This window comes from Leeuwenhoekiella obamensis (genome assembly GCF_055391795.1).
In genome coordinates this window covers 2,450,342-2,462,185 of the sequence record NZ_AP029251.1, presented here as the reverse complement: position 1 = coordinate 2,462,185, position 11,844 = coordinate 2,450,342, and the positions used below count along the sequence as shown (strand labels likewise).

The following is an 11,844-nucleotide window of genomic DNA, read 5'->3' as shown; positions in this document are numbered from 1 at the left end:
GCGTATTGTTAATCTACTGCATCTTCTAGAGCATCTCCTGCATCGTCGATCGCATCTTCTACATCATCTGCAGCGTTGTTGCTTTCGCGACAGCTAACTAAAGTTGTACTTAGCGTTGCCATCATGCATAGAACTAAAAATATTCTTTTCATAATTATAGTGTTTAGTTAAGTTAATGGTTGATTACAGTCTTCTACCAGTAAGAAGTTTGTAAATGATAGCAATTACTGCTAGTACTAGAAGTATATGAATGATACTTCCTAAATCTGGAAATGCGAAATATCCCACTAGCCATCCAATAATAAGTAGTACGACTATGAGCCAAACAATGTCTCTCATGATAAATTAGTTTTAATTAGTTATCCTAAAAGTACCTAGTCGCTATGGCTATCGATGTCTAGTTAACAGCGGTTTAACGCGGGTTCTAGAAATTTTGTGGGTTCTTTATGATTTCGTAAGCCCTTTTCTTAAGGTTTTTAAGTTCTTCAGGATCTTTTTTCTCAAGAAGGCTCATCATCATGCTCATGCGTTGATTGTCTTTAAAATGTTCTCGCTTGTCGTCAAGAAAATTCCAATACAGACTATTAAATGGGCAAGCATTTTCACCAGTCTTTTTACTTACTGAGTAATGACAGTCTTTGCAGTAATTACTCATTTTATTTATATAGCTTCCGCTAGAAACGTATGGCTTTGTAGCTACGAGGCCGCCATCTGCAAACTGACTCATTCCACGTGTGTTTGTGATCTCAACCCATTCTATCGCGTCAATGTAGATGCCAAGATACCAATCGTCTACTTCGTCTGGATGCGTTTGTGTAAGTAAAGCATAGTTACCAGTGATCATCAACCGTTGTATGTGGTGCGCGTAAGCTTCATCAAGACTTTGCTTGATCGCATGGTGTAGGCAATTCATTTTAGTTTCTGCAGTCCAGTAGAATTCTGGTAGCTTGTTCTGGTTGTCAAGCTTGTTACTGCGGCGGTAGCCTGGCATTTCCTTCCAGTAGACGCCACGCATATATTCTCGCCAACCTAAGATCTGCCTAACAAAACCTTCTACCTGACTTATATCTATCTCATCTTTATGATCGCGCCAGTAATCAACAACACTCTCAATAACCTCAAGCGGATGCAGCATTTTACTGTTTATAGCAAAGCTCAGTCTGCTATGAAATAAAAATGCTTGATCTGGATCCATCGCGTCTTGATAATCGCCAAAGTGTTGTAGTAGATTTTTACAGAAATAATTAAGAACCTTAAGGCCGTCTTCTCGAGTTGTGGGCCAAGAGAAATTTTTCTCTTTAATATTTCCAAATGTTTTGACACCTTCATCATTGATCATTTTTACCAAAGAAGAAACGTCTTTCCTAAAGCCGCGCTCATGCGGAATTTCAGTGTCGCCTTTCCATTTGTTGCGATTGCTCTTGTCAAAATTCCATTTACCACCTTCAGGATCTTTACTGTTTACCATCATGATGTCGTATTTCTTGCGCATATCGCGGTAGAAATATTCCATTGTCATGGTCTTTTTGTTCTTGAAAAACTCTTCTAAATCTCCGCGCTGTGTAAGAAAATGTTCGGTGTCAAAAGCCTCTGTCTCAATCTCTAGATCTTTGCAGATTTCCTTGAGTTGCTTATCTAAGCGGTATTCATCTGGTAGTTGATATTCAAACTTTTTGAAGTTGTGCTTTTTGATGAGGTTTTTCAGGTTTTGTTGAAGATCCTGTTTGTTTTCTTTTGCGTCAAGCGAAAAATATATAACCTGATGATTTTTGGCTTTAAGCCAATCTGAAAAATTGCGCATCGCACTGAAAAACGCAACCACCTTTTGAATATGATGCTTTACATAATCTGTCTCCTGGCGCATTTCGGCCATGAAATATGTAATTTCTTCATTGGGATCATCATACCAAGAATGTTTATGGTTAAGCTGATCTCCCAAGATTAAGCGAAGCGTTTTCATAATTAAGAGGTAAGAGTTGAGTAATTAAAGACCGCCGTTTACTATGGCGTTAGTTAGGGTTTGCCCTGAAGTTACCCACAGGTAACTACGCTATAACCACGCTATAACTATGCTATAAGGTGATTCTAGAAAGCGAGTTTATATAGTTTAAACCATGAAAATACTTTGTGCGATCTAATAGATGTGTCATGGTTTTCATAAATTAGAAATGGTATTTGTTAAAATGATGGTTTGTTGAATTTTGTAGATATGAGGAATTTTTAATTGTATGGTGTAAAAAACTATCTTTGTGCGAAGCATACCTTATGTCTAGAAAAGCCCCTCTTCTTTATTTATGCCTGCTGCTTATATGCACGCTTGCTTCTTGCGTGCCTACTAAGAAACTCACTTATTTACAGGAGAATGAGAATGTGTTAGATTCTCTTATGGTTGTAAACAAACAGCAACAACCTTATCGTGTGCAGATGAATGATGTTTTAAGCATACGCGTTAAGGCGTTGGATCCTGAGCTCGTGGCATTTTTTAATCCGGTTAATGCAGGAGGAGAATCTGGCGGGCAATCAGCTTTGAGTGAAGGTTATTATTATGACGGTTTTGTTGTAGATCGCCACGGGAAGATAAGAATTCCTACGTTGGGTGAAGTTTCAGTTTTGGGATATACCACAGAAGAGATTAGAGGTATAATAGAGAAAAAGTTGCTTGAAGATTACCTTAAAGAAGATGCTGCACTTTTTGTAAGCGTGAAATTAGCTGGTATTCGCTATACTATTGCAGGTGAAGTAGGCTCTCCAGGAACTAAAGTTGAACTTGCTGAGCAATTAACTCTGCTAGAAGCGATTGCAAATAGTGGAGATATCCCGATTACAGGAGATCGTACTGATATAAGGATAATAAGGCAATATGCCGGTGGGCAGCGCGTTCACCACGTAGATCTGACTAAGCTCGAGTCTATGAACTCTCCGTATTATTTTGTGCAGCCCAATGATGTTATTATTGTGAATCCGTTGCCACAAAAAGCTTTAGGGACAGGTACGACTGGACTTTCAACTTTTACAACCGTTTTTTCGCTTATTACATCTATATCAGCTATTATTCTATTAGTTACTCGATAAATGGACGACGGATTTGAAATAAAGGATAAACATAACTACTTTGATTTTAGAGGGTTCTTGATCAAGCTACTTAATTGGTGGCCTTTGTTTGTAATTTGTTTGTCAATTGCGATGTACGTAGCATATTATATTAATGTAAGAAAGCAGACAGTATATAGGATGAGTAATATGATCACCGTTAAGGATGATCAGAATCCTTTTTTTACCAGTAACACGAGCCTTACCTTTAACTGGGGAGGAACTACAGATAAGGTGCAGACTTCAATGATCCTTCTTAAATCTAGAAGTCATAATGAGAAGGTCGTTGAAGATCTTCAGTTTTATGTAGATTATTTACAACAAGGCGAGTACCATCTTAATGATGTTTACGGTTCAGCACCTTTTAAGATAATAGTTAATGAAAGTAGGCCTCAACTTCAGGGGCAACTTATAAAAATCACTTTTACTAGCGCTGAGAATTTTAAGCTGTCTATTCCTTTTAGTGGAGGAAGTGGAAATCTTTATAATTATGAGACTAAAGAGGCTGTCAATACTAATTTTCCTGATATAGCTTTCGCCAAAAGCTATGCGCTAGGAGACCCTGTTGATGAACCTTTCATGAATTTTAAAGTTCAGCCTACAGATGTTGCTCCTGTTGCTGGTAAAGAATATTTCATACGCTTTTCAGGTTTTGATGGGACGGTGGGACGCTATCGTGGCATTAACATTAATCAGACACCCACGGGGAGCAGCATTCTTGAATTGAGTCTTACAGGAACCAATAAAGAGCGTCTTGTAGATTATCTTAATACTTCTGTGAGAGTTTTAAGTGAAGATCAGCTAGAGCGTAAGAATCTTTTTGCGACAAAAACCATTCAATTTATTGATAGCAGTCTGGCAGTGAAATCTAGAGAGCTTAGTGCTGTGCAGGATGAGTTGGATGATTTTCGTAACTCAAATAGCGGAGTAGGCATTACAGGTAATGAAGAGAGTTTAGTTACCAAAGTGACTGAGCTAGATACGCAAAAACAAAACATTGAGCAGCAGCTCACTTATTATCAAAATTTAGAAGATTACCTGCGGAATCGCACAGATTACTCACAAAATATCCCAGCACCATCTATTACAGGTATAGGAGAAGGAAGCATAAGCACTGGTATCGCAACAATCATTGAACTATCTGAGCAGCGTAATAAATATACATTTACTGCACGCCCCGGGAATCCTGTTTTTCAGGATCTGGATCGTAGAATAAACGCTACTAAGAGTGTTTTGCTTGAAAATATTAATTCTTCAAAAAGCTTACTTAACGCTCAGCTACTAGATATTCGCAAAGAAATAGGCAGAACAGAATCACAAATGCGTCAATTGCCGGCAGAACAGCAGCAATTGATGGGGATTCAGAGAAGGTATAATTTAAGTGAGAATACATACAGTGTGTTTCTTGCAAAACGCAGTGAAGCCGGGATCGTTAAGGCTGCAAATGTTTCAGATGTTTTAGTTATTGATCCTGCTAGAGATACCGGCGGCGGCGCTATTGGTCCCAATACGCGCACAAATTATGTGATGGCTAGCATTGTAGGGTTAGCATTTCCTTTTGCGTTGGTTTTTTTCCTTTTCTTTTTTGATAATAAGATAAAGAACACAAAAGAGATCAAGCGTTTAAGTACGATTCCTATTCTAGGGACGATAGGTCAAAGCAAATCTGATTCTAATTTGGTTCTAATCAATGAGCCTCGAAATGCTATTTCAGAATCTTTTAGAGGTTTAAGAAGTAGTCTTCAGTTTTTATATAAAAAGCAAAATGTGCGAGGTGCAAAAACGGTGCGCCTGACGTCTTCTATTTCTGGAGAAGGAAAAACATTTTGCTCTATTAATCTGGCATCGGTTTTCGCTTTAAGCGAAAGAAAAACAGTGCTTGTAGGACTTGATCTGAGAAGGCCAAAGATATTTGATGATTTTGAGTTGACTAATGATAAAGGGGTTGTGAATTACCTTATCGGCGAAAAGTCTGTTGATGAGATCACACAGAAGACTAAAGTTGATCATCTTGATATTATTCTTGCCGGTCCTGTGCCGCCTAACCCATCAGAACTTTTGATGAGCGATCAGATGGATGAGTTGATGAAAGAATTGAAACAACGCTACGATTATATAATTCTAGATACACCGCCTATAGGTCTGGTTGCAGATGCGCTAGAACTTAACGATTATGTTGATGCAACTTTATATGTTGTAAGGCAGGGCTATACTAAAAAAGGTATGCTTGAAATCATCAACGAAAAGTACAAAAAGGGTCAGGTGAAAAACATCAGTTTTGTGTTTAACTACTTTAGAACAAAAAGTAGAATGGGTTATGGCTATGGTTACGAATATGGCCACACTTATGGTGGTTATGGGGAAAAGCGTAAAAAAGGATTGATGTCTAAGATTTTCAATAAAAGGAAATAACTATCAGGATGCAGAGTAGTGAGCAAGATGATTGGCTTTATGTGATTGATAGTAAGCAGAATCTGCTTGATTTTAATTTTCAGGAAATCTGGAGGTATCGAGATTTGCTTATGCTTTTCGTGCGAAGAGATATCGTAGCAACTTACAAACAGACGATCTTAGGACCGCTTTGGTATTTGATCCAGCCATTATTTACCTCGGTGATATTTACGTTAGTTTTTAATAATATCGCTACGATTAAAACTGGTGGAGCACCACCTTTTCTTTTCAATCTGGCTGGAGTGACTTTGTGGGGATATTTCACACAATGTTTGACTAATTCTTCAAATACGTTTGCCAGCAATTCTGGTTTGTTCTCAAAGGTGTATTTCCCACGGTTGATCTCGCCGCTTTCGCAGGCAATTAGTAGTTTGTTCAAGTTAGGAGTTCAGATCTTGATCTTTACAGCATTTTATCTTTTTTACTTTTTAAAAGGAAGTGCTATAAGTCCGGAGCCGCAATTATGGCTTTTTCCTATTTTGATATTGATACTTGCTATTTTTGGCCTTGGAGCCGGAATGGTAATCTCATCGTTAACTACTAAGTATAGAGATTTTAGGATCTTAATTGGTTTCGCAACAACCTTGTTGATGTATGTTTCTGCTGTGATGTATCCACTTTCAGAAGTTGAAAATAGCGCTACGCTTTCAGAATATTCATGGATAGTTGAGTATAATCCTATTGCTATAATCATTGAAGCATTTAGATATATGACGTTAGGAGAAGGATATTTTAATGGTGTAACTTTAGGATATTGTGCAGGAATAAGTGTGTTTCTTTTTCTTTTTGGCTTAGCCATATTTAATAGAACAGGTAAAAACTTTATTGATACGATTTGATATGAGTAAAGTGATATTAAAAGCCGAAAATATTTCAAAACAGTACCGTTTAGGACTTGTAGGAACGGGTACATTGCGCGATGATTTTAAAAGAGGTTTAGCACGCTTACGCGGAAAGGAAGATCCTTTTCTTAAAGTAGGCGAAGTGAATGACAGGAGCAAGAAGGGGAATGATGATTATGTGTGGGCGCTTAGGGATATAAATTTTGAAGTAAAGCAAGGAGAAGTCCTTGGAATTATAGGAAAGAACGGAGCGGGAAAGTCCACTTTACTGAAAATACTTTCTCAGGTTACATCACCTACCACAGGGAGAATTAAGAGCAGAGGTAGAATAGCTTCTTTGCTAGAAGTAGGAACAGGTTTTCATCCAGAATTGACAGGTAGAGAAAATATATATCTAAACGGTGCGATCTTAGGAATGAACAAAGCTGAGATCAACTCAAAGCTCGATGAGATCATTGATTTTTCGGGCTGTGAGCGATACATAGATACTCCGGTAAAAAGATATTCCTCAGGAATGACTGTAAGACTTGGTTTTGCGGTAGCAGCCCACCTAGAACCAGAAATTCTTGTAGTGGATGAGGTATTAGCCGTAGGTGACGCCGAATTTCAGAAGAAGGCTATAGGTAAGATGCAAGATATCTCGCAAGGAGAAGGTAGAACTGTACTTTTTGTGAGTCATAATATGGCGAGTGTGCAGAGTTTGTGTACAAGGGGGATTTTGCTAGAGAATGGGAAAGTATCTTATGAGGGTCAAGTAGACAAAGTGATTTCTCACTATATATCAGGAGAACGCGGTTTGTTATCGGGATTTGATACGTTTAAGAATCCTGATTACTATGATGGCAATGATAATTTTCATGGGATATATAAGGTGGGAATTTATCAAGAGAATCAATTATCCAATAATATAGAAATAGGTCAAGATTTAAAGCTTAAGATTTATTATAAATCTTTGAGAGATTTAAATAATGCAGAAGTGGGGTTTATTTTAAAAGACGCTCTTAATGTTGCCTATGCAGGTTTAAATAATATTCATTTAGGAAAAAAAATTATTGTAAATAAGGGTTATGGCTCTTTTGAACTTTTATTTCCGAAGTTTTCCATTTACACTTCTAATTTTTTCAAATTTGATCTTTTCTTTGGAGATGAAAATAATTCAGATTATTTCGAATGGAAAGACGCTTGTCATTTTAAAACAATAATATTGAATCCTTATAATTCAATTAGAAATATAGATCCGCATTTAAATAAAATTTTCTTGGGTAATTTGGAAATAAATCATGAAATACTTAATTAACACTCAGGTTTTAATCAGAATAAAGTTTTCAAGATTTCTAATTAAGTTTTCGGAAAGGGTTAAACCAAGATTTATTTTGGAAAATATTTTGAATAAAAATTTTCCTGTAAATAGTAACTTTTCATTTGTTCAAATCGGCGCACATGATGGCAAAAGTTTTGATTTTTTATATGATTTTCTAAAATTAAGGAAGTGTAATGGTATTGTTGTTGAGCCAATAAACTTTTACTTTGAGAAATTAGTTATGAATTTTTCAAGTTTTGAGAACGTTAAGGCTTTTAATCTGGCTATACATGATTCACAATCTAATGTGTCTATCTTTAGAGTGGCTTCTAAGCATTTAGACAAATATCCCGATTGGGCTGAAGGGATTTCATCAGTTTTACTAAGTCATCTTGATAAATTTAGGATTGAAAGGTCGGATATAGAGGAAGAAGTAGTTCCAGCGGTTACATTAATGGAATTGATAACTCTTAAACCAGATTTACCTCCTCTTGATTTAATTCAAATTGACGTAGAGGGTTTTGATTATGAAATTTTAAAAATGATAGATTTTAGAGAAATGAAACCTTCAATCATCAAGTTTGAATGTGTGAATCTATCTAGTGCAGATTTGAATTCTTCTATAACCCTGCTGAGAAAAAACGGTTATTTTGTTTTTCAAGAAATGAATGATTGTATTGCAATAAACTTAAAAAAGATTATTATTTGATTCCCAAAAAAATTCATTATTGCTGGTTTGGTAAAGGAGAAATGTCTCAAGTTGAATTGAAATGTATAGAGTCCTGGAGAGATAAGTTATTTGATTATGAGATTGTTGAGTGGAATGATTCGAATTTTAAAAGTTCTAATAAATTTTTTAGAATTGCTCAAGATGAGAATAAATGGGCATTTATGTCTGATTATGCTAGGTTGAAAATTCTTTACGATCATGGAGGGATTTATCTTGATACGGATATGTTGGTCTTAAAGAGCCTAGATGAATTTTTGAGTAATAAATTATTTTTTGGAGCAGAATCAAATGAATTTATAAATGGAGCAATAATTGGTTCGGAAAGAGGAAATAACTTTATTAAAAGCTGTATTGATAATTATGGCAAAAAAGACTTTTTTAAAAATGATTGGGGCTTAATTACAATTCCTAGGGTTATTACATCTGTGTATCGGAAAAAGTATGATCATCAAGGCAATTTTGATAATAATATTATTAAAGGTGAAATTGCTATCTATTCTCCATTTTATTTTTACCCAATCCCATATGAAAAAAAAAATTTAATTGATGAAAAATATATTTTGTCTGAAAAGAATAAAGCAGCCTATGCGATACATTTATGGAAATCTTCGTGGGTAAATAATTCTAATAAGAGCCAATTAGCAAAAAAAAATACTCTGCTGAAACAAATCAAATCAATATTAGATCTATTAAGAAGATGAATGGTTTAGTTTCAGTTATCATACCCTGCTATAATCAGGGGGATTTTCTCGGTAATGCTTTACAATCTTTAATAAATCAAACTTATTCAAATTGGGAGTGTATTATAGTTGATGATGGTTCCGCAGATAATACACCCGAGGTAGGTAAAATATTTCAAAATGGAGATAGCCGAATTACATACTTTAAAAAAGAAAATGGGGGGCTGTCCTCTGCAAGGAATTTAGGACTTAATAAAATAAAAGGAGATTTTGTTCAATTTTTGGATGCAGATGATTTTATTTCAGTTAAAAAATTCGAATTAAGTATTAAAAGCTTAGTGGAAATGCAAGTTGATATGGTCATTTCCAATTTTCAATATTATAAAAGCAGTCTTGATAAATTTGTATCTCCATATTTTAAATTAAACGAGAAGGTCTTAGATACATCCTCTATTATTAATAAATGGGATCTAGAATTCACAATACCTATTCACTGTGGATTTTTTAAATCAGAAGTTTTTCGCAACTTTAGATTTCCAATCGAGCTAAGAGCAAAAGAAGATTGGATAATGTGGGTTGATCTATTTAAAAAAGAAAATACCTTTTACTTTATTGATTTATCTTTAGCTTTCTATACAATTCATGACGCAAATATGACAAAAAATTCAGCCTTCATGTTTGCTATGCGAAAGAATGCTATTCTTTACCTGAATCAATCACTGGGAGAGCAGGAATGTGCTGTTTTGAATAAAAATGAACTCATAAAAGTTTTTGATTTATATGAATCAAATTTAAGGCACCAAGAGAACATTAAATCTTCATTGGGATATAAGATTGTTCAGACTCTAAAATCCAGTTTTCTTCTTAATATCTATAGTTTTTTCAAAAAAAAATGTTAGCTGTAGTTATACCATATTTTAAAATAGATTTTTTCAAAATATGCCTTGATTCTTTAGTTAATCAAACTAACCAAAACTTTAATGTATATATTGGGGATGATGCCTCACCGGAAAATCCCGAGGAAATATTAAAGGAATATTCTGGTAAATTGAGTTTTGAATACAAAAGATTTAAAAACAATCTAGGCAACAAATCCCTAGTTCAACATTGGTCTCGCTGTGTTGAAATGACTCAAGGTGAGAATTGGATAATGCTTCTTTGTGATGATGATTTTATTGGAAATAATGTTGTTGAAACATTCTATGAAAATATTGATTTCATAAACTTTCATGAAACAAATTTAGTGAGTTTTGCTACTCAAGTTATTGATGAGAAAAACAGACCTATTTCAAAAATATATAGGCGTCATAAAGTAATGAATTATGCTGATTTTTTCTTTGATAGATTTGTACACGGGGGGCGAAGTTCGCTTTCAGAATACATTTTCAGGTATGATATATTCAAGGAAAAAGGGTTTAGAGACATGCCGCTGGCTTGGCATTCAGATGATCTTGCGTGGATGGATTTTGTTGATTTTAATAAAATCATAGTTTTTAATGAAGCAAAGGTTTTGTTTCGACTATCTAAAAAAAATGTATCTCGTCCAAATTATAAGTTGGATACTAAAGTCATTGCTACAAGAAAGTTTTTTCAGATAATCTTAATTGAATCTTTTAATAAGTTTAAAAAAAATGAAAGGAAACAACTATTACTTCTTATAGAGAATACATGGTATAGACACCCTTTTAACCCTTTCAGATTTTGGAATCTTTTAATTTTGAAAAAAATCAAAAATTCGGGTTTGATAGATTCAATAAAATTTTCGCGGAGAGTTTATCTTAATTACTTACGTCATAAATGAAGCTTGTTTCTATAATCATTCCAGTTTACAATAGGGCTAATTTATTAGCCTATACATTGGATTCCATAGCTGAGCAAACTTATACAAATTGGGAGTGTATAATAGTTGATGACGGAAGTGTTGATGATACCTTAACTATAGCAAAATCATATGAAAATAAAGATTCAAGATTTAAAGTTTTTACTAGACCAAATTATTTAACAAAGGGGGCTAATTCATGTAGAAATTTCGGGTTTAAGAAGGTGTCAGGAGAATACATTAAATGGTTTGATAGTGATGACTTAATGGAGCCAAAGCATATAGAAATATCTGTAGAAGCATTAGAGATTGGCGGGTATGATTTTGTTATTAGTGATTCGATTAATTTTATTACAGGTAAAGAAATTAATCAAAAACCCTATTCTTTCGATAGAGGTTTAGCTAGAATTAATATGATTGATTTTGCAAAAAATAGAATAGGATGGATTACCGATGATTTTTTAGGAAGATATAATGTTCTACGGAACCTTTCCTATAATGAAGATTTAATTGATGGGCAAGAATATAATTTTTTCACAAGATTTTTAAGCTTAAACACGAATGGGATTTTTTTAAATGAAATATTGACTAAAAGAAGATTACATGTTGATTCATTGACTTCGCAAAATGCAAAAGATTTATTCTCTTACAAAAAAATTGTTGCAGAGATTAAAATTTTGACCGCGTATGATTTAAATAGAGAGTCTCGAAGTGAAAATAAACTTATTGAGTGGTATCTATCAGGTTATATAATATATAGTTATGAGTTGTCTAAACAAAGGATTATACCTCCATATTTCTATAAAGCTTCAAAAATGATACTTAGGTTTAAAGGATTTATGAAAGTAACATCATTTATTTCTGGCGTATTCATTAGTTATTTAATTAAGAGAGGCTATGTTCTTTTTACTTTTTCCAGGTCCTAAATAAAA

12 protein-coding genes are annotated in these 11,844 nt (G+C 34.4%); 9 read left to right on the top strand and 3 right to left on the bottom strand.

Going from position 1 to position 11,844, the window contains the following annotated elements; genetic code table 11:
• Positions 1 to 8 precede the first annotated feature (8 nt).
• The 3 genes from ACZ5L8_RS10960 to ACZ5L8_RS10950 all read right to left on the bottom strand — a co-directional run bounded on the left by ACZ5L8_RS10960 (position 9) and on the right by ACZ5L8_RS10950 (position 1,960).
• Positions 9 to 152, bottom strand: a complete 144-nt coding sequence (locus ACZ5L8_RS10960) for a hypothetical protein (RefSeq protein WP_464437437.1) — start codon at positions 150 to 152, stop codon at positions 9 to 11.
• A gap of 31 nt (positions 153 to 183) precedes the next feature.
• Positions 184 to 339: a lmo0937 family membrane protein gene (locus ACZ5L8_RS10955; RefSeq protein ID WP_462597287.1), complete on the bottom strand. Its 156-nt coding sequence runs from the start codon at positions 337 to 339 to the stop codon at positions 184 to 186.
• Between the two features lie 85 nt (positions 340 to 424).
• A complete protein-coding gene (locus ACZ5L8_RS10950) occupies positions 425 to 1,960 on the bottom strand; it encodes a cryptochrome/photolyase family protein (RefSeq protein WP_464437436.1) in 1,536 nt (511 codons plus the stop codon).
• A gap of 305 nt (positions 1,961 to 2,265) precedes the next feature.
• On the opposite strand from ACZ5L8_RS10950, the gene ACZ5L8_RS10945 reads away from it, so the two are divergent.
• From ACZ5L8_RS10945 to ACZ5L8_RS10905, 9 genes are read left to right on the top strand one after another with little or no spacing between them, the layout of a single operon-like run.
• On the top strand, positions 2,266 to 3,072 hold the full coding sequence (locus tag ACZ5L8_RS10945; RefSeq protein ID WP_464437434.1) for a polysaccharide biosynthesis/export family protein: 807 nt from the start codon (positions 2,266 to 2,268) through the stop codon (positions 3,070 to 3,072).
• Positions 3,073 to 5,502: an exopolysaccharide transport family protein gene (locus ACZ5L8_RS10940; RefSeq protein ID WP_464437432.1), complete on the top strand. Its 2,430-nt coding sequence runs from the start codon at positions 3,073 to 3,075 to the stop codon at positions 5,500 to 5,502. It begins immediately after the preceding gene.
• 8 nt (positions 5,503 to 5,510) lie between these two features.
• Positions 5,511 to 6,380, top strand: coding sequence for an ABC transporter permease (locus tag ACZ5L8_RS10935; RefSeq protein WP_464437429.1), 870 nt, complete (start codon positions 5,511 to 5,513; stop codon positions 6,378 to 6,380).
• 1 nt (position 6,381) lies between these two features.
• Complete coding sequence (locus ACZ5L8_RS10930) at positions 6,382 to 7,680, top strand: ABC transporter ATP-binding protein (RefSeq protein ID WP_464437427.1); 1,299 nt, start codon at positions 6,382 to 6,384, stop codon at positions 7,678 to 7,680.
• Entirely contained in the window at positions 7,664 to 8,392 is a 729-nt protein-coding gene (locus tag ACZ5L8_RS10925) for an FkbM family methyltransferase (protein WP_464437426.1), read from the top strand. The genes ACZ5L8_RS10930 and ACZ5L8_RS10925 overlap by 17 nt, the downstream gene beginning before the upstream one ends.
• Positions 8,389 to 9,114: a glycosyltransferase gene (locus ACZ5L8_RS10920; RefSeq protein ID WP_464437424.1), complete on the top strand. Its 726-nt coding sequence runs from the start codon at positions 8,389 to 8,391 to the stop codon at positions 9,112 to 9,114. Before ACZ5L8_RS10925 ends, ACZ5L8_RS10920 begins: the two co-directional genes overlap by 4 nt.
• Complete coding sequence (locus tag ACZ5L8_RS10915; protein ID WP_464437422.1) at positions 9,111 to 9,992, top strand: glycosyltransferase family 2 protein; 882 nt, start codon at positions 9,111 to 9,113, stop codon at positions 9,990 to 9,992. Before ACZ5L8_RS10920 ends, ACZ5L8_RS10915 begins: the two co-directional genes overlap by 4 nt.
• Positions 9,986 to 10,894, top strand: coding sequence for a glycosyltransferase (locus tag ACZ5L8_RS10910; protein WP_464437420.1), 909 nt, complete (start codon positions 9,986 to 9,988; stop codon positions 10,892 to 10,894). The genes ACZ5L8_RS10915 and ACZ5L8_RS10910 overlap by 7 nt, the downstream gene beginning before the upstream one ends.
• Entirely contained in the window at positions 10,891 to 11,838 is a 948-nt protein-coding gene (locus ACZ5L8_RS10905; RefSeq protein ID WP_464437418.1) for a glycosyltransferase family 2 protein, read from the top strand. The genes ACZ5L8_RS10910 and ACZ5L8_RS10905 overlap by 4 nt, the downstream gene beginning before the upstream one ends.
• The last annotated feature ends 6 nt before the right edge of the window (positions 11,839 to 11,844 follow it).